This window comes from Paenibacillus sp. TSM33 (assembly GCF_056099025.1).
This window is the reverse complement of the sequence record NZ_JBLZXB010000019.1, coordinates 187,941-213,244: the sequence shown is the minus strand read 5'-3', so window position 1 is coordinate 213,244 and position 25,304 is coordinate 187,941. Positions and strand designations below refer to the sequence as shown.

The following is a 25,304-nucleotide window of genomic DNA, read 5'->3' as shown; positions in this document are numbered from 1 at the left end:
TCGTCCGCTTGTACAGCGGGGAGCAACTGGAGCCGCTTCGCATTCAGTACAAAGATTATGCGGTATGGCAGCAATCGGACGAGCAGAAAGCTCAGCTTGCCAAGCAGGAAGCCTACTGGCTCGACATGTTCCGCGGAGAGCTGCCGGTTTTGGAATTGCCGACGGACTATCCGCGCCCGGCTATGCAGAGCTACGAGGGCCGCACGCTGCAATTGTTTATGGATAGCGAGAAAAGCGAGGGTCTGAAACGACTTGCAGCTGAGAACGGCGCAACGCTTTACATGGTTCTGCTTGCTGGTTATACAATGTTATTGCACAAGTATACAGGGCAAGAAGACGTGGTGGTCGGTACGCCAATTGCGGGAAGAAATCACAGCGACGTTCAGCCGCTGATCGGGATGTTCGTCAATACTCTGGCCATCCGCAGTTATCCGGCTGCCGGTAAGACGTTCCTTGACTACTTGAAGGAAATCAAGGAGACGACGCTGGGCGCTTTTGAACATCAGAATTATCCGTTTGAGGAACTGGTGGATAAGGTGAATGTGGCTCGCGATTTAAGCCGCAATCCGCTGTTCGATACGATGTTTGCTTTGCAGAATACAGAGAATTTGGAAATCCAGCTTCCCGGACTCCATTTGTCGACGTATGCCAGCGAAGAAATTGTTTCTAAATTCGATCTCAGCTTGGACGTCACGGAGATCGAGGAAGGCTTGGAATATCTGTTTGAATACGCCACTGCTCTTTATAAAACCGAAACAGTGGAGAAATTGGCCGCTCACTACTTGCAGCTGCTTGAATCCATTCTCTGCAACCCGTCGGCGACTATTGCCGAGCTGGGCATTTTGACACCGGCGGAAAAAGAGCAAATTCTCGGCGCGTTTAACCCGGCGCAGCCGGAAGTGGCTCCTGCGGCCGCGTTCCACCGGCTGTTTGAGGAACAGGCGAAGCGCACGCCGGAAGAGACGGCCGTCGTGTACGAGAACGACCGGCTGACGTATGCAGAGCTGAACGAGCGGGCAAACCGCTTGGCGGCCACGCTGCGCGCAAGTGGCGTCGGCCGGGAGATGATCGTCGGCATTCTCGCCGAGCGTTCGGTGGACTTGCTGGTGGCCGTGCTGGCCGTCTGGAAAGCGGGTGGGGCGTATGTGCCGCTTGACCCGGATTATCCGGCGGACCGCGTGCGGTTCATGCTTGAAGACAGCGGAGCGAAGGTGCTGCTGACGCAAACGGCGCTGCGAGAGCGTGCTGAAGCCTGGCTCGGTGAAGAAGAGCTGGCGCTGGCGGCGGTGCTGTACCTGGACGAGGAAGCTTCGTACAGCGAGGAGTGGGAGAATGCGCCGATTGTCTCCGGCAAGCTGACGGATGCTGTGGACGACGGTGATGAGAGCCACCAGAATGTTGGTACTGACAGCTTCCATGAAGCCCGTCCGGAGGATCTGGCTTACGTAATCTACACGTCGGGAACGACGGGCAAGCCGAAGGGCGTGATGGTCGAGCACCGCAGCCTGGTGAACACGGCGGCGGGCTACCGACGGGAATACCGGTTGGATCAGTTCCCGGTGCGGCTGCTGCAGCTCGCAAGCTTCTCGTTCGACGTGTTCGTGGGAGATATTGCGCGGACGCTGTACAACGGAGGCACGATGGTGATTGTGCCGAAGGACGACCGGATTGATCCGTCTCGTCTGCACCATTGGATTGAGCAGGAGCGGGTCACCATCTTCGAATCGACGCCGGCGCTGATCGTGCCGTTCCTGGAGTACGTGCACGAGCAGCGGCTGGATATGAGCGGGATGGAGCTGTTGATCACGAGCTCGGACAGCTGCAGCGTGGCGGATTACCGCACCTTGCAGGAACGCTTCGGCTCGTTGTTCCGGATCATCAACGCATACGGCGTGACGGAAGCGGCGATCGACTCCAGCTTCTATGACGAGCCGCTGGCGAAGCTGCCGCAGACAGGCAATGTGCCGATCGGTAAAGCGTGGCTGAATGCGAAATTCTACATCGTGGATACGCATCTGAATTCTGTGCCGGTCGGGGTGTTGGGCGAACTGGTTATCGGCGGAGCGGGTGTGGCCCGCGGTTACTTGAACCGCCCGGATTTGACGGCGGAGAAATTCGTAGACAGCCCGTTCGCCGTGGGCGAGCGGCTGTACCGCACAGGAGACTTGGCGCGGTGGATGGAGGACGGGAACGTGGACTTCATCGGCCGGATCGACAACCAGGTGAAAATCCGGGGGTACCGGATTGAGACGGGTGAAGTTGAAGCGAAGCTGCTGAGTGTAGGTGGCGTGAAGGAAGCGGTCGTCGTCGTCAGGGAAGATCAAGAAGGTCAGAAAGCTTTGTGTGCTTATTATACAGCGGAAGAAGGCTTGACGGCGGCAGACCTGAAACGGGCGATTACCAGCGAGCTGCCGGGGTACATGATCCCGTCGTACTTCGTGGAGCTGGAGCGCCTGCCTCTGACGCCGAACGGGAAAATCGACCGGAAGGCGCTGCCGGCGCCGGAAGGGGGAGCAAGCGCAGGCCGCGAATACGTGGCGCCGCGCACCGAACTGGAGGCGAAACTGGTCGCCATCTGGCAGGACGTGCTCGGACCGGTCACGATTGGCGTGACGGACAACTTCTTCGACCTCGGCGGGCACTCCCTACGGGCGACGACGCTGGTCAGCAAGGTGCATAAGGAGCTGAGCGTGGACCTGCCGCTGCGCGATGTGTTCCGGCACTCGACCATCGAAGCGATGGCCGAAGCGATCAGCCAATTGGAGCGGCAGGAACACCTCTCCATTCCGATTCTGGATAAGAGGGATTATTATCCGCTTTCCTCCGTGCAAAAACGGCTGTACATCCAGCAGCAGATGGAAGGCGCCGAGCTTAGCTACAACATGTCCGGCATGACGGTTCTCGTCGGGCGCTTGGAACGGAATCAATTCGAGTCGGCGCTTAAAGGATTGATAGCTCGTCACGAAATTTTGCGAACCGGCTTCGAAATGGTCGACGGCGAACCGGTACAACGGATTTATCCGGACTTGAAGTTTGTCGTCGAGTATACGAAAGCGACGGAAAGTGAAACGAAGAGCATCGTAGACGGCTTTGTGCGCGTCTTTGATTTGCAGCGGCCGCCGCTGCTGCGTGTAGGCTTAGTCGAATGGGAAGCGGAACGGCATCTGCTCATGCTGGACATTCATCATATCGTCACGGATGGCATGTCGATGGGCATCTTCGTCGAAGAGCTGCTGCGCCTGTATAACGGCGAGACTCTGGAACCGCTTCGGATTCAATACAAGGAATTCGCCGCTTGGCAGCAGTCCGAACCTGTAAAAGAGCGGCTGAAACGTCAGGAAGCCTACTGGCTGGACGTGCTGGAAGGCGAACTGCCGACGCTTGAACTGCCTACGGACTTTGTCAGACCTGCCGCTCGCAACTTTGAGGGAGATGTGCTGCCTTTCAGCATCGACAAGCAGATGACCGAAAGCTTGCAGCGCATCGCCGATGGGAATGGTGCCACCCTTTATATGGTGTTATTGGCGGCCTATTCAATCCTGCTCAGCAAATACTCGGGACAAGAAGACTTCATTGTAGGCATGCCGGTTTCGGGCCGCACACATGCCGACCTGGAGCCGCTCATCGGAATGTTTGTCAACACTTTGGCGATTCGCCATTATCCGTCCGGGGAGAAGACGTTCCTCGCTTACTTGAACGAAGTCAAAGAAACGATGCTGGGGGCCTACGACCACCAGGATTATCCGTTCGAGGAGCTTGTGAAAAAGCTGCAGGCGCCGCGAGATCAAAGCCGCAATCCTGTATTCGATGTCATGTTTGTTCTGGAAACCAAGGAAGATAACGTTCAAAGCTTCGGGGATATCAAGATCGAATCTTATCCGGAAACTCATACGGTTTCCCAATTTGATCTTACCTTGGTCATTTCGTTGCTGGATGAGGGAATGAACGGGCAGTTTGAATATGCCACCAAGTTGTTTACGCGCAATCTGATCGACAATTTCGCTCAGGACCTGCTCGTGATCATCACCCAAATTTGCGAACAGCCTTCGGTGCTGTTGAAGGATATTTCCCTGAACGGGCAATCCGAACAGGAGCAAGATGTGCTAGAGTCCATTGATATTATTTTCTAATCCCTTACCCGGCTTGGGTGTATACCGTATTTCGCTCGGTACGCACCCTGCCGGGTGTTTTTTTACTTTTTGTCTAGGCATGGCTGTTCGATAGCAGATCGCAAAGCACTCCGGATTATCGACTCTACCACCGTTGCTCCTTGCTAGAACGATTACAGACGAAGAGGATATAATACCTGCACTTACAATTGGTAAACTGGTTTATAACATTAAATCTGCTGAATTAGAGTACAAAGTTGTCCAACCCGAAGTATGTTTATCTCCAGGCTAACAAGAGATAAAAAGGAAACGTGAAGCTCTTGGAGAAGACTTTTGGTATTATGCCGAAACGTTTTTTTCTGTATTAGAATCAGGAGGCTGGAATAGTAATCTACCTTCCATAAGTTCACTATTTAAAGAATGAAGTAAAATCAAGCAAGCTATCATTCGAACAAAAAAAGAGAATTAATAAACTAGCTAGAGATATAATTGGCTTCATTGAAAGAAGTGAATAATGAATTAGTAAGAGATTTGATAGAAGAATTTAATAAAATAAAAATGGATAATAACCTAACTTTAGTTCAAATATATGGACAATGGACTAAAGATGGACAGATTATTAGAGATAATGCTTTGAAAAAGAAAATTGCATCATTTAAGCACGTTATATGCGACATTCAGTATATTGAAGAAATGGTTATGAAAATTGTATTATCGTAATAGTACAAGTTTCCAATTTTCTCCTTATGGTAATTTGTGGTGGTTTCAGATTTTTTATTTTTCGTGTTTATCACGTGCTCTGACAAGCGCAGTAAAATCAACAAAATTGGTTCACGACTTTTTTATGCTGCTGAATTACAATTTTCTTGCTTTTTAGCGCTTATTAACTAGAGCTTCCTTCTGTAGGCAAGTTCAGCTGAAATATAAAAGTGTTATTGGTATGATTGAGTGTTAAGGTCCCTTGATGTAACTCAACAATATTCCTTGCTATGGAAAGCCCCAGCCCTGCTCCTGTTTGGATACCTTCGCTGCTTCTTGAGTGGTCAACTTTATAAAAACGATCAAACAGCTTCTCTTTTTGATCTTGTGTGAGAGGAGTTCCTTTATTTTCGACCTCAATCGTAATTTGCTCAGGAGTCGTTTTCAGTCGAATGCAAATGCCCCCAGGCTTCAAGGAATACTTTAAGGCGTTCATGAGAAGATTATCGATTGCTCTGGCCATTTTATCGCTGTCAACGGAGGTAAAGATCGGGGAGTCACCGATTTCCTTTACTATATATACACCGTTTTCTTGAGCAATGGGTTCGAACTCAAACAGTAATTGATCCAAAAGCTGGAATAAATTGATCCTTCTCAGATTTAAGTGGGTATCGACCGAAGTGAGCCGTGTATATTCAAACAAGTCATCCAGCAACTTCTTCAAATGAATCGCTTTGTTATAGGTGTTCTGAACAAAGCGCGTATATTCCTCTTTATCTTGATATGAGTCTGTTCTTAACAGCTCGATATAACCGATAATGCTGGTCAGAGGCGTCCGCAAGTCATGTGAAATACCAGTGATCATTTCCATCTTCGATTTTTCTATTTCACGTTCTTTTACAATCTGTTGCTCTAATCGTTCGGTCATTCGATTGATGTTGAGCGCGACCCGTCCAAGTTCATCTTGCCGAACAACAGGTACCCGATAATGTAAATTGCCTTCGGAAATAAATTGAAGCCCTTGCTCCAATGTAATTAAGTCTCTAACGATTCGTCGGGTCAAAACTAAAAAAGTAAAGATAAATATTACCATAAACAAGGGGGTAAGAAGATAAGGGAAAAAATTCTTTTGTATAAGTTTATTCAATTTTGTAGCCAACTCCCCACACCGTTTTAATATACTGAGGTTCTCTTGGGAATTGCTCTAATTTTTCTCAATCACCAGGTCTTTAATAAGGATAAGCGAATTAAATTCTTCTTTTCCTATTAATGATTGTCGCCGTAGCTGCGCTTTTACGCGAGCTAGCAATTCTAACGGATTAAACGGTTTGATCATGTAGTCATCGGCCCCCGTAGTGAGCCCATTGATTTTATCAATATCTTCTTCTTTGGCTGACAGCATGATAATCGGGATATTTGATATTTCCCTTATTTTTAGGCATGCTTTAATCCCGTCCATTCGTGGCATCATGACATCCAGAATAACCAGTTGAATTGATGTTGTCTTAATAGCATCCAGGGCTTCTTCTCCATCAGCCGCTTCAATCACATGGTATCCTTCATTGCGCAGATATACATGAATGACATCTCGAATCTCGGAATCATCGTCCACAACAAGGATTGTATTCATTGACGACTACTCCTATTTTTTGACTTGGTAGAACTAAGATATTTAAGATACGTGAATTAAAGTGTCATCATCATTTATAGGGTTTCCCTTTTGCGGCAGACGTAAACGAAAGCAGGAGGGATATTGAGGGGCACCACATTAATCTTTTCGATGATAAACTTTTCAGAAAGCTGTTTTTTCATTTGAAGCGAATATTGAAAGGCGATAAACAAGCCTCCAGGTTTGAGTGCTTTATAAATCTGTTCAACCAAGGTATCTCTCAATTCACGCTCAAAATTAAAAAAAGGTAGCCCGCTAAAAATACAATCCAACTGTTGAATGTTCTCTTGCTTCATTGCGTCTACTAAACGTGCAGCGTTCGGATGACAGGAGAAGTCAGGATATTTGGTCTCTAATTTATTCCTCATCGTGTCATCCATCTCAAATAATAACACTTTTGTTGCCTCACTTACCTCGGTGTTGATAAAACGGGTGATGGCACCTGTACCCGATCCGAGCTCTGCGACTGCCTTAACCTCGTTCCAAGGCGCTTGTTTAACCATTTTGGTTGCCAGAAACCGGGAGCTCAGTATAACACTTCCCACATTTTTCGGACTGTGAATAAAGCTTCGCAAAAATAAAAGATTTTCATTGAGTTTCAACTGATTATCCTCCATTACTATTTATGTTGTCAGGCACAAAGCTGAGTATGGTTTAAATATTGAATACAGAAATCATAATGAAAAAAACTAAGGAATTTATGAGTATATTTCTAAAGAAAATCTAAAGAATTCATCTATGAAAGATTTAAAGAGCCTATGTCATCAACCCTAAAAGCCTTACCAACCAAGTTGGTAAGGCTTTTTTTATAAGAAGAAACAGTTAATTATTTTAGAATTTCTTTAGAAATATCCCTATAATCTCCTAAGATTTTTATACTAATATACTCTCATCGACATAACGAGGAGGTTAGAACATGATTAGCGATATTGTCTTACAGCTAGTCGATCATTATGGATATTTGTTTTTTTTCCTAGCCTTCTGCCTAGGCCCATTTGGGATTCCGGTTCCTAATGAGTTAACTATACTAACAGGTGGAATTTTGAGTAACAATGGAGTTTTAAACCCGTGGATTGTATACATGGTTATTCTCGCTGGTTTGTTTGTAGCAATTACATTTGCTTATTTAGCGGGCAGAATCTTTGGAGAGAAATTCAAACCCAAGTTTCAAAACAACCGTCATTTCCTGAAAGCAGAGGAACTTTTTGAACAACACGTCTCGTTCAAGAAGTTTACTTTGATTTCGTATTCGAGCGCGTTTGTTTGGACCACTACGTTCTTTGCTTTTGGCAGGTTCTTTGGACATCATATATTAAATTTGCTAGATATAATCGATCCTAAATTAGCCGTGGCTGCCCTAATAATAGCCGTTGGCACTTTTATCATAACGAAGTGGTTCAAGTTGATCTTTACTGCATGAGACGATAAATGAAATAAATAAGACAAAACGGTTTATCCCTATACCGATCAATATATCGTAGGGTCCACAATTGTTCGTGATTCTTTGATTCAACTGGGTGTTGAAGAGGGGCGGATTGCGGATACTGGGAATCCCCATTCGTCCGCAATTTTCTCAGTCTATAGAAAGAGAGAAAACAGCCAAAAAGTATGGTTTAGATCCTCATATGCCTACTGTGCTTGTGATGGGAGGAGGGAGCGGCATGATTGGCGATGGAAGCTCTACTATTCAGGAACTTGATATTACTGAAGCATTATATACAGGGTATTCCTTTCATAGAGTGGATGCCGATCGGTGAACAGGCTAAATTATGGGTTCGGGGAATTTTAAATAGAAGGTTCTAAAATAAAACTTAAGCCAGGAACACATTATGTTCGGGCTTAAGTTTTTTTAGCTATATATCACTTTATATAATAGATCGAAGAGTTTGTTTTCTTGTTCTTGTGTTAGGAGGCCTCTCAATGGAACGAAATGTTTAGTCTCAGCCATAACAAGATCTTTGATGAGAATCATGGGGGTGTTAGACATTTCCCATAATTTCATACAGGCTTGGATACTATCCGTTCGTAGCATCTTAATATCTAGGATGACTAGTTCGAAAGAGATTGATTTTACTAGATCTAGCGCTTCCACACCATCTGCAACTTTTATGACAAAGTATCCCTCATTGCACAAATATGCATGAAGAACGTCTTTAATTTCTGAATCGTCAGCTACAACAAGTATTGTATCCATTACATGGCACCTCTTTTTTTGCGACAGATATATACAAAGGCTGGAGGAAAATTGAAGGGTACAAATTCGATTTTTTCAATAGTTAAGTGTTCGGCAAATTTTTTTTTCATTTGGAGCGAGTACTGAAAAGCAACAAAAATTCCTCCAGGTTTTAGTGCCTTCATAATCTGATTAAGTAAGGTTCCTCGCATTTCACTCGTCAAATTAAAAAATGGTAATCCGCTAATAATGCAGTCCAGCTGGCCGATGTCATCTCGATTCAATTTTTTAACTAATTGGCAAGCATTAGAATGGCACACGAAATCCGGGTATTCTGCCTTCAGATTTTCTCTCATTTTCTTATCTCTTTCGAACAATAACACTTTTGTTGATCCAGTTAATTGTGTCTTCATGCAACGTGTGATAGCACCTGTACCTTATCCAAGCTCTGCGACTGCCTTTACCTCATCCCAGGGGACAGACTCAACCACTTTAGCTGCCAGAAACCGAGAGCTAGGTATAAGGCTTCCCACTCGTTGTGGATTTGTGAGGAATCCTTGCAAAAAGAGTAGATATTCATTGAAATTCAACTGTTTTCCCTCCATGATTTATTTTCTTCCTATTTTTTTATTGCGATATAAAAATAGTAACGAAAAAATCTAAGGATTTTACGAGGGTATATCTAAAGAAAATCTAAAGATATGTATGAAATTCGGAAGCTGATCTGAGTGTAGAAACCCCGATCTATTCTCAGCGCGCTCTATAAAACTCAAGGAAATCTAAACATAATAGAGTATAATGTTTAATTTGCCAAGTATTTATGCAAACGCTATCATTATATAATTTTACTCAGAAAGGAGGTAAAAGTAAGAAAACACGGAATATGGTATACTGCAACAGAGAATCGACCGACAAGCAGGTGTAAAATGCAAATATAAAAATTTTAGGAGGTAAAGTATGTTCAACTTTAGTAAGAAAATGATGACGGTAGTTCTTGCAGCTTCCATGAGTTTTGGGTTGTTTACAACAACTTCAAGTGCAGCGACAGACTACTGGCAAAATTGGACCGATGGCGGCGGGACGGTCAATGCTGTTAATGGGTCCGGCGGTAATTACAGCGTAACATGGAAGGATACCGGGAATTTTGTTGTCGGCAAAGGCTGGACTACTGGATCGCCCAACAGAACGATTAACTACAATGCTGGTGTCTGGGCGCCATCCGGTAATGGATATTTGGCTCTCTACGGGTGGACGAGAAACTCACTCATCGAATATTACGTCGTGGATAGCTGGGGGACTTATCGACCTACCGGAACGTATAAAGGTACAGTGACCAGTGATGGGGGCACATATGACATCTACACAACAATGCGATACGACGCACCTTCCATTGAAGGCCAAAAAACGACATTTATTCAGTACTGGAGTGTTCGACAGACGAAGCGACCGACCGGGGGCAACTCCACGATCACTTTCAGCAATCACGTGAAGGCATGGGCGAGCAAAGGCATGCATCTGGGGAATAGCTGGTCTTACCAGGTGTTAGCAACAGAGGGGTATCAGAGTAGTGGGAGCTCTAACGTAACGGTGTGGTAACCACTCAACTGCAAGCTATTCAACGAACGGGAGCGATTGGCATTTCTTCATAGGGAAGAGCAGGATGAGGGCTTATAACCGCATTACAACATAAACAAGGAAAAGAACGCCGGAGACAAATACTTAACTGAAACTGGAACTAGCCTATCATAGAGAGCAACTAATAGAACAAAATCGATTGGTACTCGGAAACCCAATGAGCTAGAAATGTACGATATGTCTGGAAATGTAAGGGGATGTTGCTAGGATTGTTACGGAGACTAAAGGGATACGATAGTTAATGAAACAGCGACAGCTGAGGAACGATTTTTCGTCTACGACTGTCGCTGTTTTCTTGCCTGAGATGTACATAGTACCCTGAGGTTGTCGAAATGGTGAGGAGAGGGTATAGTTTATATGTATGTATTTTGTTCGGGAAGAGGTTCATATGGCAACAATTCACGATGTGGCGTTAAAAGCGGGCGTGTCGGTTACTACAGTATCCCGTGTAATGAATAACCGGGGGTATATCAGTGAAACTACACGCAAAAAAGTGTTCGATGCAATGGAGGAACTTAATTATCAACCAAATGAAATAGCACGATCCCTGCTACGCAAGCAGTCCAATATCATCGGTCTTATTATTCCCAATGTCTCGCATCCTTTCTTTAGTGAGCTTGCTAATCAGGTGGAGTACTATGCCTATCAGCAGGGGTGTAAAGTTCTACTCTGCAATTCGCATATGGACCCCGTGAAGGAAAAAGTGTATATTGATATGTTGAAACGAAACCGGGTAGACGGCATCATTATGGGTAGCCATACCTTGGAAGTAGAAGAGTACCGACATTTGAATTCACCAATTGTGACATTTGACAGGCAGATTGATCCGCAAATTCCGTACATATCATCGGACAATTATCGCGGAGGTGAGCTGGCTACGGAGCTGCTCATTCGCAAAGGGTGCCGGAAAATTGCGCATATATGTGGAAATCTGGAGCTGAACATGCTGTCCAATGAGCGGACCACAGCTTTCCGGGATGTCGTGGGCAGGCATAGTGTCGAGCATGTAATCGTTCAAACAGACCTGAATGTGTTCGACCAAAAGGAGTACGAGCGAATGATTTCCAAACTCGTCCATGAACATCCAGATGTGGATGGGGTGTTTGCAACAAGCGATATTATTGCCGCCTTTGCGCTGAAAGAATATATCCGCGCCGGGCGGCATGTACCGGAGAATGTGCGTATTGTAGGCTTCGATGACGTGAGCGCTGCTTCCTGGCTGACGCCTGAACTTACATCAGTAAGACAGCCCATTGCAGAGATCGGTAGGCTGGCGGTCGAGCTGATTCGTAGACAGGCAGAGGGAGAGCAGGTACAGCCTGTTAATCGGCTGCCTGTTGAACTGATTGAACGTGCAACGACCTGAATGAAATCTGTTCCTCTAACAAGGGGAACAGATTTTTTTTAAAGAATGTTAAAGGTTTAACATGTCAAACGATTGACAGAGTTTGAATCTATGACATATAATCCGTTTGTAAGCGTTTTATTTAAGAGTACAGCAGCCATTATAGAAATAGGGGGATGACAACAGTGAGGAAATTCAAAAGAGTTCAATGGATGGTAATGCTGCTTCTTTTGGTTATGGTGGTGTCTGCATGCGGCGGCTCCGGAGGAGGAAGTAATTCGGCTTCTGGAGGGGGATCAGCGGATTCGAGAAATGTGAAAATTACACTTTTGAACTCTAAAGGTGAAATCCTTTCACAACTGGAGGATGCCGCCAAGGCGTTCCAGAAAGATAATCCCGGCATCACTGTTGAAATCCAGCCGGTTCCGACCGGTGGGTCGCCTTTTGAGCGTGCCTCTGCATTGTATGCATCCGGGAACCCGCCAACCATGACCATGCTAGATACAGGTGATGTGGAGAAATTCAAGGACCGTATCCTCGACTTAAGCGGAGAGAAGTGGAATAAGGACACTGTTGAAAACGCTACCACAGCTACGACGGTTGACGGTAAAAATTATGCGTTTCCGCTGGCTGTTGAAGGCTACGGATTCATTTATAACAAAGCGGTTGTTGATAAAGCGGTAGGCGGAAGCTTCGATCCCACCACAATTAAAACTCGAAATGACCTTGAAAAACTGTTTCAACAAATCGAGGCATCCGGGAAGAAAGCATTGGTGATTTCACCAATGGACTGGTCCCTAGGCGCTCATTATTTGCCTCTTGCATATGCAGGCCAGAACAAAGACATGGCTGAAGTGGACAAATTCATAGCATCACTGAAAGCGGGCCAGGCTAACTTGGCTGCCAATCCAGTATTTAACGGACTTATGGATACATTCGACGTCATGATGAAATACAATATCGATCAGGCTTCTCCGCTGGCAGGAGCTTATGAACGTGGACCGGAGCTGCTCGGCAAAGGCGAAGTTGGCATTTGGTTCATGGGCAACTGGGCATGGCCGCAAATCAGCGGTTTTGATACAGCTAACAAAGAATATGGTTTCTTGCCTGTACCCATCAGCAACAATGCCGATGACTATGGCAATCAGGAGATTTCATCCGCTGTTTCCAAACGTATTGTCATTGACAAGGAGAAGAGTACGCCGGAGCAACAAGAGGCGGCGAAGAAGTTCTTGAACTGGATCGTCTATGATGCGAAAGGTCAGGATTTCCTCGTGAACAAAGCGAACATTATCCCGGCGTTCAAAAATATTACACTGCCTGCGGCCGATCCACTTGGCAAATCCATTCAGGATTATATTGCAAAAGGCAAGTCAGAGCAGTCGATGAGCTTGCTGCCTGCCGACCACTGGTCTAAGCTAGGATCTTCCATGCAAAAATATCTGGCGAAACAGGGCGATCGCGCAACACTGGCTAAGGAAATCGAAGACTACTGGAAAACCGTAAAATAAGGCTTATTGTCAAATTACCCGGAAATAGAGAGAGAAATCCGAAACAAAGAGAGGGATCACCATGATTGCGGAAAAAGGAGTATGGAACCGGCTACGGACACGGCTGCTGTTCACCGGGCCAACCTTGTTTGCCTTCATAACGGTAATGATCATTCCATTCTTGTACGGCATTTATTTGACGTTCACAAACTGGGATGGTATTTCCACGACACTATCGCTGGTTGGCATCCAAAACTATCTGGCCGTTTTTCGGGATATTGAGTTTTGGAAATCGTTCGCCTTGACGCTCAAATATGTATTTTATACCGTTGTTCTTATCAATGTTATCGCTTTTATGCTGGCTTATGTGCTGACTAAAGGGTTAAAAGGACAGAGCATTTTCCGGGCAGGATTTTTCCTGCCCAACCTTGTCGGCGGCATTGTACTCGGTTTTATATGGCAATTTATCTTCAACAACGTGCTTGTCTATTTGGGACAACATGCCGACATTCAGGCGCTCAGCACGACTTGGCTGGCTGATCCTGACAAAGCGTTCTGGACACTCGTGATTGTAACCGTGTGGCAGAACGCGGGTTACATGATGGTCATTTATATTGCAGGATTGACGGGTGTGCCGAATGATATTATGGAGGCTGCAAGCATTGATGGGGCGAACAGCTGGACCAGACTGCGGAAAATGGTGCTGCCCTTGATGGTTCCTTCTTTCATCGTATGTATATTTTTGTCCCTGCAGCGTGGGTTTATGGTCTATGACGTCAACCTCGCGCTCACGAAAGGCGGACCGTTCAGTAGTACTCAAATGGTGTCGATGCATGTGTATGAAAAGGCATTCCTTTCCCGTGATTATGGTGTGGGACAGGCAGAAGCATTCGTGCTGTTCCTGATGGTTGCTCTCATCACTCTGCTTCAGGTTTATTTTAGCAAGAAGTTGGAGGTGGAGGCGTAATGGCAAGCAAAAAAATCGCTTCCTCCATGATCAAATTCATTGTGCTGACCGTTATACTCCTATTGTTCATCGTACCGTTCGTCTTTCTGCTGATCAATTCGTTCAAGGAAAATATGGCCATCACTTCGAATCCGTTATCGCTTCCAGAGAGTTTCGATATGAGCAACTATATGAATGCATTCGATAAAATGAATTATATCGCTGCCTTCACTAACTCATTGGTGATAACGGTGTTAAGTGTCTTGTTTATCTCACTGTTCGCAGCGATGACGGCTCATTACTTTGTCCGAAACAATACCAAGTTCAACCAATATACATTTATGCTGATGGTAGCTTCCATGATCATTCCATTTCAGGCCATCATGATTCCATTGGTGAAAATTTATGGCTCACTTGATCTGCTGAACAGCAAGTGGTCGCTGATTTACATGTATATCGGTTTTGGCAGCTCGCTGGCTGTTTTCATTTATCATGGGTTCGTAAAAAGTATTCCGAAGGAATTGGAGGAAGCAGCGCTGATTGACGGCTGCACACGGATTCAGACCTTCTTCCGCATCGTGTTTCCGGTACTGATGCCCACGACGGCCACCATCTCCATTCTCAATGTACTGTGGATCTGGAATGATTTCCTGCTGCCTTCGCTCATTCTGGTCGATCCTGAGCAAAGGACACTTCCGTTGTCCACGTACAACTTTTATGGAACCTACACAGTGGATTATGGTCCATTGATGGCAAGTTTGGTACTGACGATATTTCCGATCATTATCATCTATTTGTTCGCCCAAAAATATATTATTCAGGGTGTTATGCAAGGTTCGATTAAATAACTGTAGGAGTAGGATGCCTTATCAAACATACTAGAGTGTATACGAGAGAAAATGCTGATCAATTTATTTCCCAATCCAAGCATATGCTTCGGCCGGATTATCGGCTGAATTACCATTTGATGGCTGAATTTGGCTGGATGAATGATCCGAACGGTTTCATTCAATATAACGGGCAGTATCACTTGTTCTACCAACATTACCCGTATAAATCCGTGTGGGGACCGATGCACTGGGGACACGCAGTCAGCCGCGATCTTATGAAGTGGGACTATCTACCGGTTGCTTTGGCCCCGGACGGTGAGTTCGACCGGGATGGCTGCTTCTCCGGCAGTGCGGTTGAGCAGGACGGGAAGCTTGTCCTGATGTATACCGGACATGTTGTAACCGGGCCCGACAAAGATAAGGATTACAAGCAGTCACAGGGGATTGCAGTATCAGAAGACGGGGTAACCTTCGATAAGTGGGAGGGCAACCCGGTCATCGGTTATGACGCCATACCGGACAGAGTCAGCCGCAAAGATTTCCGTGATCCCAAGGTGTTCAGGCACGAAGATCAATACTACGTCGTGCTTGGATCTAATGATGCCCAAGGGAACGGGCTTGTACTGCTTTACCGATCTAAAGACTTGAGAAACTGGACGTATGTCAATGTGCTGGCTGTGAGTGACGGACGCTTCGGCGATAATTGGGAGTGTCCGGATTTGTTCCCGCTCGGCGATCGACACGTATTCATGCTGTCTCCACAGCGCATGCCTGCCCAGGGGGAAGCATACCGTAATCTGCATTCCACCATGTACGGTATAGGTAATTTCAATGCGGAGGCTGGAACATTTACGGCAGAGCAGTATGCTCAGGTAGATCACGGATTCGATTTCTATGCCCCGCAGTCAACCTTGGATGATCAAGGGCGGCGTATCATCATCGGATGGATGGATATGTGGGAGTCGGAGATGCCAACCCAGCAGGGACATCATTGGGCAGGTGCGATGAGTCTTCCGCGACAAGCGGTGATCGATCACGACAGATTGCTGTTACGTCCGCTTGATGAGGTTGAAAATTACCGATCCAATCTGTTCGAGCAGCGGGATATCTTGCTGACAGGCGAGCAGATCATGGACACGTTCGGAGATAGCTACGAACTGAAGGCGGTATTTGAGTTCGAGGCTGGTAATACTGATGAATTCGGCTTGAAGCTGCGGGTGGGCGACGAAGAGGAAACTGTACTATCGTATCGTCCCGATGACGGTCTGTTCCGTTTTAACCGTGAGCGTGCCGGTATCGGACCGGGCGGAGAGAGAAGAGTACCCTTGGGCTTACAAGAGGGACGTTTGGAGCTTCGGATTTTCGTCGATAAAAGCTCTGTGGAAATATTCATCGGTGATGGTGAATACGTCCTCACAGGAAGAGTGTATCCCGGAATGGAATCAACAGGTATTCGTGCATTTGCGAGCGGAAAATGTACGTTGGCCTCGTTCCAGAAGTGGGATATTCTCACATAGAATCGCATGACAAACAGGAGCCTGACCGTTGATAGTCAGGCTCCTGTTTTTTGTGGCCATTTTGCTCATGGGATTTTAGGCGTGCTTATTTTGCAGATAAGCATCAAGATAAGCATCAATTTTGGTGAGGGCTTCTTCTGTACCGCCGGATTGCTGGAAGCTTTCATTAATTTTTTGTACGCCCTCTTTATAGGCTGCGTTTGACACGACCTCATGTACGGCATCTCTTAACGATTGTGCATTGATTTGATCTTTAGTTATTCGATAGCCAGCCTGAAGTTCCGTTAACCGCTGCGCGACCATGGGCTGATCTTTGTCCTGAGGCAGCACCACCAATGGGACATTAAAGTGAATTCCTTCATTCACACTGTTCATTCCACCATGAGTAATAAATACATCTGTATGACGTAATACCTCCAATTGAGGTACATAGGGTGAGATGATAAAGTGCTCGGGGGCTGGATTAATTTTGGTAAAGTCAGCTTTCTCGCCAGCCGCAATCACGACGATGCCTTCAAAATCGGAAAAAGCCTCAATACAGGTGTTAAAAAAGTTCTCAGTCTGATCCAGCACAGTTCCCATCGAAATATACAAAACCTTGTTACCTTGAAGTCTGTCTAGCGGGAATGAATTTTCTCTTTTGCGCTCCGGGAAGCTGGGGCCAATAAAAAGATGCTCGTCCCCAAATTGTTCACCATTCGGTTGAAAATATCTGCTCGTATATACGACATTCAAAGCTCCTGAATTGTTCATAAATTGAACCAGATCTTTGGGAGCAACACCGAACCTTTCTTTCATGAGATGCAGTGAAGACGTGACTTGTTCATCAGGCTGAAACGGTACTTTAGCGTCGGAGCGGAAGAGATTGGCAGCCATGAGATGATTTGAAATGAGAAAAGATGGGGATGAAGAAATGCCTGGAATATTCAAATAATCTCTTACTAATTCACCAGCTCCGAATCGATCATAGAACACCAAGTCAAATTGAATACGCTCGGACAGCTCCTGGGTGATGGCTAAGATGTCCATTGAAGTCTGGATATGAATATTCATAAATGCGTTCAGTCCTGCCGGAGTGTTGGTATCAATGGAAGCAGTCCTGACCAGATCAGGATGCAGGTGAACCTTCGCTCCAACTGCTTCGAGTCTATTCTTGTATTTCTCAGTTGTAATGTAATGAACCTGGTCCCCTCGTGCTGCAAAGGCTTGCGTGATCCCAAGCGTGGGGTTTACATGTCCTTCTGCCGGAAAATTAACCATTAATACATTTAACATCCATCCTTACTCCTTTCCTTCTCTTTCATTTAAGATGCAGTTTTAACTGAATCTCTTAATCCATAATAACAATAATATTTATTTTTTCAAATGATATCCTTTCATGATTACGTTTTAAAACAGTCAACATAATTCAAAAGAATAAGACAAGGACATGTTGGCATGAAATGTGTATAACAAATATTTACCTCGTGCATAGTAAAGACGAACCTATTTAGCGAGGGAGGTTTTTTCTAAATGAATGTTCAAAGAGCACAAGAAATAGCGTCCTCTTCCATCATGGCAAATGTGTTGTGCGATGGGTTACCCATCTATATTCAGCATGTGAACGAACAACGTGAGACGGCACGGATCTATGCGCTGAACAATCCGGAAGAAGAACGGGAAGTGCCTTTGTACGCGTTAACAGAACGAGATCAAACCCTTGAATAGAAAGGAGCGACATGAAAAGTGAAACCGAATCAACAGAAAGAAATCGAGGCAGATCGTTTGAATTTTCGTGATCAGACGGACGATGTGGTCAGAGAAGTACCGGCCACAACAGATGCCAGCGAAGCTGTTGCAGCAATGACCTCGCATATCAATAAATATGATGTACCAGATGAGTTGGAAGAAGAATAGGGAGTGGACAAGCGCGCACAGGATAACCTGTTGCGTGCTTTTTATATGACGTATAATTGGATCGTATCGAACAATAGCATTCAAAGTATTCAATGCCCAAACGTACAAGTGAAGCTGCCCGTGTGTACGTTTTTTTCTTTTCGTTTTTTTGTAAAATAAGTTATACATGATTTCTGTTCAAACGAAATGGACCCGCTGCTCATAGCGGCATTGTCTCTAATAAGTTGAAAAGCATGAATTCAGAATTGTAGGAGGGAATTATGAACGATGAATTCAATGTACAGGTTCAAAATCTAGATCCGGAAATAAGTGAAGGTGAAGTTGAGAACAAGGATATTTCGAAAATATTAACTATTATATGGATTTTTATAATTTATAGTGAGTCTGTCATTCTTCAACATTTGTTCGGTGGTTTATATCTGCTGCAAAGTTCCTTGTTTACTGTAATCATCATATTGCACATCCTCTTGTACTTGCATGCTCATAGAGTTGCAAAATATTTTTCATGGGCTTATTTTGTTGTACAAGGGGGCTTGATCTTTGCAAGTGCATTTCTTCTACCTGACAGTTTCTCCATAGTACTGGTTGGGCTAATGCCAGTTTTGGTGGGTCAGAGTATAGGTATTTATTATAAGCCGCTCAAGGTTATTCTTGTATTTTTGATCTCCTATGTGCTTTTTTGTGTGGCTGTGGTCTCTCACAGTGAGGGCAGGCAATTTGTGTTGTTCATCCCGCTATTTTTTCTAATTGTCGTTGTTATAGTAGCTTATGCGGTTCTTTTTCTCAAACAAGTCAAAGCACGAATCCGCACGCAAAATGTTCTGAAAGAGCTTGAAGCCGCACATCAAAAGGTGGAAGAACTTACAATTGCCAATGAACGACAACGTATGGCTCGTGATCTGCATGATACACTGGCTCAAGGGCTTGCTGGGCTAATCATGCAGCTTGAAGCCATTGATGCTCATCTGACCAAAGGAAGTACGCAAAGGGCTCAGGAGATCGTCCAACAATCGATGTCACAAGTGCGAAGGACGTTGTCTGATTCGAGACGAGCTATAGACAATCTGCGTTCGAAAACCATCTCGGAAGTTGATTTTGCAGAGGCCGTGGAGGAAGAAATACAGCGATTTACTATGGCTACGAGTATTCGAGTAATACGCAACATCAAAATTAAATCTTCCGTCCCCAGACTGTTGTTCGAACATGGACTGTTTATAATAAGCGAATGTTTAACCAATGTAGCGAAGCATTCACATGCGAATACCGTATGGATTCATATTTTAGATAACGAAGGCAAGATTGAAATCGAGATTCGCGATGATGGCAAAGGATTCGATAAGGATATCATTGCCAAGCAGACAGGCCATTACGGAATTATAGGTATGCATGAACGTGTACGGATGCTGGGTGGGAACATAAATATCAACAGTATAGTTCAAGAAGGTACAGCTATAAAAATAGAGGCGCCTCTTACTAAAGGAGACCTATCATGAAATACAAGATTTTAATCGTCGACGATCATTGGGTCGTTAGAGAAGGGTTAAAGCTGGTGTTGGAGACGAATGACAGTTATGAAGTTATTGGTGAAGCCGGAGAAGGTACAACAGCTCTTAAACTGATCGAAGAACTCCAACCGGATGTCATATTGTTGGATTTATATATGCCACAAATGAGTGGTTTGGAAACTATGAAAGCCCTCAGAGAAAAACAAAATGAAACGCCAGTCATTATCCTGACTACTTATAACGAAGATGATCTCATGATTAAAGGACTTTCTTTAGGGGCAAAGGGATATTTATTAAAAGATACCGGTCGGGAAAACTTATTTCGCACGATTGAGTCAGCACTAAGAGGCGAAACGTTGCTTCAGCCAGAAATAACAGCTAGGGTGTTCGCTGCAACGAATAAGAAAGAAGCCAAGCCAGAGCCGCACGAAAGCAGCTTAGTTCTTACTGATAAGGAAAGGCACATATTAAAGTCGGTTGCACACGGTTTTAAAAGCAAAGAAATTGCATTTGATATGGGAATTTCCGAGCGTACCGTCAAAGCGCATTTAACGAATATTTATAACAAGCTTGGTGTTGATTCCAGATCCGAAGCCGTTGCCGTTTCGTTGGAGCGTGGTATTTTACAGCTTTAGAGATGTTAACTAAATATATATTATTTCATTGCCCAGTCGTACATAAGGTGCTTGCCCCTTTGTACGATTTTTTTGTGTGTTCATTGTTATAACATGAAACAAGAAATGAAAAAGTTTACTTGACCCACGGGTTGCTGATAGCACCTTTAGAAGAGAGAATCAGGGAGGATGACATGAAGTTGAAGAGAAAAGGAATCAGGAGCATGATTACAGGGATTGCATTAGCTATAGTAGCTTCCGGTTGCTCCAGTGCAACGGAGAACTCTGTAACACAAGCCAGTCACCCGGTAAAAGTAGAGAAGCTTGTAATGAAACCTTTGGCCAATGATTTTAATTTGGCGGGAACATTGCAGGCAAGTAATGAAGCTAGTGTTTCCTTTGAAGCGGATGGACGTATATTGAACACTATGGTGGAGGTAGGGGACTCCGTAGAAAAAGGGAGCGTCCTTGCGAAGTTAGATACATCTGCCTACCAGTTGCAGCTGGATCGGGCCAAGGCAACCATGGAGAAGGCAAAGGCCGGTCTTAGCCAAGCGGAGGCTACTGTTCAATCGGCACAGGCAGGTATTCATAGTTCACAATCCCAGGTCGATGCGGCCCAATCGAAATTGCAGGAATTGAACAATGGCGCCAAAAAGCAGGAAATTGCCCAGTCACAAAATGCGGTTACTGCGGCAACCAATGCTTACAATAAGAAAAAGGCGGATGCTACACGGACTCAAAGTCTGTTCCAGGCAGGCGCAGCATCATTGTCGGAAAATGAGAATGCACAGCTCGAATTAACGAATGCACAAAAAAGTTTGAGTGACGCACAAGAGCAGTTGTCTCTCTTGCTTGCGGGAGCCTCTCAGGAACAACGTTCCCAGGCTTTGGCTGGCGTAGAGCAGGCCAGAGCAGGGCTAGAGTCCGCTATGGCTACGAAACAGCAAGGGTTAGCCAGTAAAGCTCAAGCGCAGGCTACCTACGAGGATGCATTGGCTGCTTATGAACAGTCATCCTTGTCACTTAAAAAGGCTACTTTAACCTCCCCGATCACTGGCGTGGTCATTGAAAAAAAGGTAGCCGATGGTCAACTGGGCTCCAGTGGAAGTGAGGCATTCATTGTCGGGAATATCAAGACCTTAAAAGTACTTCTTCCCGTACCGGATAGCGAAATCTTATCATGGAAGAAAAACCAAAAAGTAAATATTTCTCTCTATGATGAAATTAGAACAGGGACTGTTACTCAGATCTATCCATCCACGAATACCAAAACGGGCAGTATTAATGTGGAAGTTAGCATTCCTAATCCTGAACTGAATTGGAAACCTGGTCAAGTCATCAGCGCATCTAAAAGTGTGAATCAAGCGGAAGCACTGTTAGTGCCTGTGGAAGCCGTGATTAGCAATGGAAGTGATCCTTATATATTTAAAGCTGTGAATGGTAAGGCTGTTAAAACCACGATTAAAGTGGGAAAAGTGACGAATAATCAATTCGAAGTTCTCTCCGGACTACAGGCAGGCGATCAAATCGTTACACAAGGAGCAGGAACCTTATTTAATGGCGATTTAATTGGGAATGATGTGCTTGGGAAATCGGAGGAGTCGTCCGAATGATTAAATATATTGTTAAAAAGCAGAAAATTACGCTTATTTTCTTTGGAATGTGCATACTGCTAGGGCTCTTCAATTTTACATCATTACCAAAACAGGAGCAGCCTGATGTAATTCCCATGACCGCCAGTGTTACAACGATCTATCCGGGTGCCTCACCTGAAAGAATCGAGCAGACTATTACTAAGATCATGGAACAGAAAATTAAAGCTGTACAAGGTGTCAAAACGATTTCCTCTACTTCATCGAAAGGCCAATCCAGTATCATCATTGAAGCTTTGAATGATGCGGACCCGACAAAAGTATGGGCTGATCTTCGTACAAAGGTGCAGGATGCACAATCTGAGCTTCCAGACGATGCGATGCAGCCTATGATCAATGATAGCATGACTAGCTCTTTCATTGGTTCATATGCGATTACTTCTGATAAGGTTGAGGATTTATATTCCTTAAATGAATTAATGAACAAATGGAAAGATCAATTAAAAACAGTCCCTGGTATTTCGCAGGTCAATATTCAAGGAATACCCGAGCAAGAGGTCCGAGTCAGTTTGGACACGCAAAAGATGCAACAATATAACATCTCCTGGGAACAGGTCGTCCAAGCAATCAAGGATGAGAATGATAGAGTACCTACAGGAAGTATGGATTTTAATGAGCGTACTTATCAGCTGACAGTAAATGCCTCAACGGATCCATCTATTTTAAATAATGTCCAGATTTCAAGCAATGACGATGGATTTCCGATATCTTTGAAGGATATAGGTACTGCCTCGCTTGTTTTTAAAAAAGCAGCTAGTTATACGTATGTGAATACCAAGCCTGCTATTTCGATCAGTGTGAGTGGAGATATAGGCACAGACGTGCCTACAGTTTCCAAGGCAACAACAGCCAAAATTAATGAACTTGCGAGCAGTTTGCCGAAGAATGTACATTTTGAACTGCTTTTTGCACAAAATGATCGAGTGAGTGAAATATTTGGAAATCTGACCAAAGAGATGATTATTGCTATTATATCGGTCATTGTGATATGTACTTTAGGTTTGAATTTGCTAACTTCTGCATTTGTAGCGTTGGCCATTCCTGTTTCCATCGCCATCGGCTTTATTTTCTTGCCCATGACAGGAACTACGCTGAATCAAATATCAGTCATCGGACTCATCATCGTGCTAGGGATATTGGTTGATGATGCAGTCGTGGTCAATGACAACATTGAACGCCGACGCTCTGAATTTGGGGAAAATGCTACGGAGGCGGCCATTAAAGGAACCAAAGAGGTATCCTTATCGATCATTACAGCTACACTAGCTACGGTTGCAGCATTTGCCCCGCTGTTATTCCTGCCGGGTAATATCGGAGACTTTATTAAACCGATCCCTACCGTTATTTCGTTAACCATGCTGGCTTCCATGATTATGTCACTAACGATTATTCCTATTTTCCGCCAATGGTATGACCAACGTCGTAAAGGAAAAGAGAGGAACCAAACCGTTAAGCCACCTGGGCTTCTGGGGCATCAAATCCAGTCTCTATCCAATGTGTACTCTAAAAACTGGATGCCAAGAATACTACGGCGTCCACTTTTAACAGCGCTGGTTGGTCTTATGATTGGTACAGCCGCTTATGGACTACTTGCGGTTGTTCCCATTCAACTATTCCCAGAATCCGATCAAGCAGATGCCACCATCAGCGTAACGATGCCAGAAGGAACGTCGTTGCAGGCAACCAATCGGGTTATTAACGAGATTGGGATGTGGGTCAAAAAACAACCAGAAACAGAGCGACTGTCGGCAACGGCAGGTGGAGGAGCGCCTCAAATGTATAGCGATGTTGCAGGCGGTCACGGCTCCGGGGGAGCGGTTAACGGTCAACTTGCTGTCGTTGGAAAAGAGGGGCTATTCGATCTCCAGAAAACAGTGGATAGCTGGACTCATACGCTGCAAGCCAAATATCCATCTGCATTGATCAGCATTCGGGTTCCTCAATTAGGTATCCCGGTCGGCAGTGCGGTGTCTATCCGTATGAAGGGAGAAGACATTGATAAACTGCAAAGCATGACAGCTAAAGTCAAAGAAATGGTTGCGGCGACCCCCGGAGCTGTAGATGTGACCGATAACATGGGGATGCAAAGCTATAATCTGAATTTCCAAGTCAATCAACAAGCCTTGGATAAATATCGGGTTACCTATTCCAATTTGACGCGTACGCTGCTGTTAATGGGTGACGGGGTCAATGTAACGGATTTTGATACAGGGAAAGAATTGCTGGATATAAACATATACATGAATAAACCAAACGATGATCCTGAAGTATTGTTCCAGCAATTAAGTGTAACCAATGCAGCCAAAGAGCAAATTCCCTTATCCCAGTTAGTCACGATGAAACCGGACTTTTCCATTCAGCAAATCCACCGCTATGATTTGGAGCGGACAGTAACGATCTCAGCCAATGCAAATGGGCGTACAGCTACAGAACTCACTAATGACATCCGTAGTAAACTAACCCATACACAGTTTGAACCAGGCTATACCTGGGAGATGGGCGGAGAAACATCCGCGCAATCTGACATTTTTACAGATTTGGGCAAGTTAGCTATTATTGTTGTTTTTCTCATTCTGCTCTTGATCACGATGCAGTTTTACTCCGTCTCCACACCGCTCATTATTATGACCACTGTGTATCTGGCAGCGGCAGGCGGAATTCTTGGAAGCTTTATTTCAGGCATGCCCATCGGATTCATGAGTATTATGGGGATCATTTCCCTGGCCGGTATCGTCGTGCGCAACGGTATTGTGTTGATAGAGTTTATTGAAGATGCGCGGCGTGAAGGAGCCGAACTGACAGACGCAATTCTTATGGCATGTTCTGCCCGTTTCCGTCCGATCTTGCTTACTTCGCTAACTGCGCTTGTTGGTATGATCCCTATTGCCACCATAGGGGAAATCCTCTTCAAACCGTTGGCAGCGACCATTATCTTTGGACTGATCTTTTCGACCATTTTAACCTTGTTTGTTGTTCCAACTCTGTATATGGTCGTAGCTCATCTGAAGCTGAAGCGGAAACAGAAGCAGGAAAAGTCTATAAATACCGATAGCTCATTGACGTTGTAGGTAAATACAGAAAAGAATATACTTCAATCTTCCCTTTAGAATACGGATCGTACATGAGGCGAATGTCTTTATGTACGATCTTTTTATTTGTTGACATAGTCAACAAATGTCATTACTATAATTGTTGCAAAAGTCCACTAAATAGGGGGAGTT

20 protein-coding genes and 4 pseudogenes are annotated in these 25,304 nt (G+C 44.9%); 17 read left to right on the top strand and 7 right to left on the bottom strand.

Going from position 1 to position 25,304, the window contains the following annotated elements; all coding sequences use genetic code 11:
• Positions 1-4,130 (top strand): amino acid adenylation domain-containing protein (locus ACN6NF_RS21775; RefSeq protein WP_474319550.1); only part of this gene is annotated, 4,130 nt, incomplete at its 5' end.
• A gap of 468 nt (positions 4,131-4,598) precedes the next feature.
• Positions 4,599-4,829: a hypothetical protein gene (locus ACN6NF_RS21770; RefSeq protein ID WP_474319549.1), complete on the top strand. Its 231-nt coding sequence runs from the start codon at positions 4,599-4,601 to the stop codon at positions 4,827-4,829.
• A gap of 163 nt (positions 4,830-4,992) precedes the next feature.
• Here the strand turns inward: ACN6NF_RS21770 and ACN6NF_RS21765 are convergent, their stop codons facing one another.
• From ACN6NF_RS21765 to ACN6NF_RS21750, 4 genes and pseudogenes are all read right to left on the bottom strand, one after another.
• A complete protein-coding gene (locus ACN6NF_RS21765) occupies positions 4,993-5,967 on the bottom strand; it encodes a sensor histidine kinase (RefSeq protein WP_474319548.1) in 975 nt (324 codons plus the stop codon).
• A pseudogene (locus tag ACN6NF_RS21760) lies at positions 5,948-5,992 on the bottom strand (hypothetical protein); the annotation flags it as partial. The pseudogene ACN6NF_RS21760 and the gene ACN6NF_RS21765, both read right to left, overlap by 20 nt.
• Before the next feature lie 92 nt (positions 5,993-6,084).
• Positions 6,085-6,438: pseudogene (locus tag ACN6NF_RS21755) on the bottom strand (response regulator transcription factor); the annotation flags it as partial.
• A 74-nt stretch (positions 6,439-6,512) separates the two neighbouring features.
• Positions 6,513-7,079 (bottom strand): class I SAM-dependent methyltransferase, encoded by a 567-nt coding sequence (locus ACN6NF_RS21750; RefSeq protein WP_474319547.1) that lies wholly within the window; start codon positions 7,077-7,079, stop codon positions 6,513-6,515.
• Between the two features lie 314 nt (positions 7,080-7,393).
• On the opposite strand from ACN6NF_RS21750, the gene ACN6NF_RS21745 reads away from it, so the two are divergent.
• Together ACN6NF_RS21745 and ACN6NF_RS21740 are read left to right on the top strand one after the other, a co-directional pair.
• On the top strand, positions 7,394-7,897 hold the full coding sequence (locus tag ACN6NF_RS21745; protein ID WP_474319546.1) for a DedA family protein: 504 nt from the start codon (positions 7,394-7,396) through the stop codon (positions 7,895-7,897).
• 115 nt (positions 7,898-8,012) lie between these two features.
• Positions 8,013-8,234, top strand: a complete 222-nt coding sequence (locus ACN6NF_RS21740) for a hypothetical protein (protein WP_474319545.1) — start codon at positions 8,013-8,015, stop codon at positions 8,232-8,234.
• 92 nt (positions 8,235-8,326) lie between these two features.
• Here ACN6NF_RS21740 and ACN6NF_RS21735 read toward each other — a convergent pair whose 3' ends face one another.
• Both ACN6NF_RS21735 and ACN6NF_RS21730 read right to left on the bottom strand, forming a co-directional pair.
• Entirely contained in the window at positions 8,327-8,671 is a 345-nt protein-coding gene (locus ACN6NF_RS21735; protein ID WP_474319544.1) for a response regulator transcription factor, read from the bottom strand.
• Positions 8,671-9,255 (bottom strand): annotated as a pseudogene (locus tag ACN6NF_RS21730) (class I SAM-dependent methyltransferase). The gene ACN6NF_RS21735 and the pseudogene ACN6NF_RS21730 overlap by 1 nt, the downstream one beginning before the upstream one ends.
• A 352-nt stretch (positions 9,256-9,607) precedes the next feature.
• Between ACN6NF_RS21730 and ACN6NF_RS21725 the strand changes: the two are divergent.
• From ACN6NF_RS21725 to ACN6NF_RS21695, 7 genes and pseudogenes are all read left to right on the top strand, one after another.
• Complete coding sequence (locus ACN6NF_RS21725; protein ID WP_474319543.1) at positions 9,608-10,246, top strand: glycoside hydrolase family 11 protein; 639 nt, start codon at positions 9,608-9,610, stop codon at positions 10,244-10,246.
• Positions 10,247-10,348: 102 nt separating this feature from the next.
• Positions 10,349-10,489, top strand: a pseudogene (locus tag ACN6NF_RS21720) (formylglycine-generating enzyme family protein); the annotation flags it as partial.
• A gap of 157 nt (positions 10,490-10,646) precedes the next feature.
• Positions 10,647-11,651 (top strand): LacI family DNA-binding transcriptional regulator, encoded by a 1,005-nt coding sequence (locus ACN6NF_RS21715; RefSeq protein WP_474319542.1) that lies wholly within the window; start codon positions 10,647-10,649, stop codon positions 11,649-11,651.
• Between the two features lie 164 nt (positions 11,652-11,815).
• Complete coding sequence (locus ACN6NF_RS21710) at positions 11,816-13,141, top strand: ABC transporter substrate-binding protein (RefSeq protein ID WP_474319541.1); 1,326 nt, start codon at positions 11,816-11,818, stop codon at positions 13,139-13,141.
• A gap of 61 nt (positions 13,142-13,202) precedes the next feature.
• Entirely contained in the window at positions 13,203-14,087 is an 885-nt protein-coding gene (locus ACN6NF_RS21705; RefSeq protein WP_013373216.1) for a carbohydrate ABC transporter permease, read from the top strand.
• Positions 14,087-14,914 (top strand): carbohydrate ABC transporter permease, encoded by an 828-nt coding sequence (locus tag ACN6NF_RS21700; protein WP_474319540.1) that lies wholly within the window; start codon positions 14,087-14,089, stop codon positions 14,912-14,914. The genes ACN6NF_RS21705 and ACN6NF_RS21700 overlap by 1 nt, the downstream gene beginning before the upstream one ends.
• A gap of 83 nt (positions 14,915-14,997) precedes the next feature.
• Positions 14,998-16,413: a glycoside hydrolase family 32 protein gene (locus ACN6NF_RS21695; protein ID WP_474319539.1), complete on the top strand. Its 1,416-nt coding sequence runs from the start codon at positions 14,998-15,000 to the stop codon at positions 16,411-16,413.
• A gap of 75 nt (positions 16,414-16,488) precedes the next feature.
• Here the strand turns inward: ACN6NF_RS21695 and ACN6NF_RS21690 are convergent, their stop codons facing one another.
• Entirely contained in the window at positions 16,489-17,688 is a 1,200-nt protein-coding gene (locus tag ACN6NF_RS21690) for a macrolide family glycosyltransferase (protein WP_474319538.1), read from the bottom strand.
• A 237-nt stretch (positions 17,689-17,925) separates the two neighbouring features.
• On the opposite strand from ACN6NF_RS21690, the gene ACN6NF_RS21685 reads away from it, so the two are divergent.
• The 6 genes from ACN6NF_RS21685 (at position 17,926) to ACN6NF_RS21660 (ending at position 25,151) form a co-directional block, all read left to right on the top strand.
• Complete coding sequence (locus ACN6NF_RS21685; protein ID WP_016820419.1) at positions 17,926-18,120, top strand: H-type small acid-soluble spore protein; 195 nt, start codon at positions 17,926-17,928, stop codon at positions 18,118-18,120.
• Positions 18,121-18,138: 18 nt separating this feature from the next.
• Entirely contained in the window at positions 18,139-18,309 is a 171-nt protein-coding gene (locus ACN6NF_RS21680; protein WP_013373210.1) for a hypothetical protein, read from the top strand.
• A gap of 260 nt (positions 18,310-18,569) precedes the next feature.
• Positions 18,570-19,802 (top strand): sensor histidine kinase, encoded by a 1,233-nt coding sequence (locus tag ACN6NF_RS21675; RefSeq protein ID WP_474319537.1) that lies wholly within the window; start codon positions 18,570-18,572, stop codon positions 19,800-19,802.
• Positions 19,799-20,449 carry a response regulator gene (locus ACN6NF_RS21670; protein ID WP_474319536.1) on the top strand — a complete coding sequence of 217 codons (651 nt, stop codon included), beginning with the start codon at positions 19,799-19,801 and terminating at the stop codon, positions 20,447-20,449. The genes ACN6NF_RS21675 and ACN6NF_RS21670 overlap by 4 nt, the downstream gene beginning before the upstream one ends.
• A gap of 173 nt (positions 20,450-20,622) precedes the next feature.
• A complete protein-coding gene (locus ACN6NF_RS21665) occupies positions 20,623-22,044 on the top strand; it encodes an efflux RND transporter periplasmic adaptor subunit (RefSeq protein ID WP_474319535.1) in 1,422 nt (473 codons plus the stop codon).
• Entirely contained in the window at positions 22,041-25,151 is a 3,111-nt protein-coding gene (locus ACN6NF_RS21660; RefSeq protein ID WP_474319534.1) for an efflux RND transporter permease subunit, read from the top strand. Before ACN6NF_RS21665 ends, ACN6NF_RS21660 begins: the two co-directional genes overlap by 4 nt.
• Positions 25,152-25,304 lie beyond the last annotated feature (153 nt).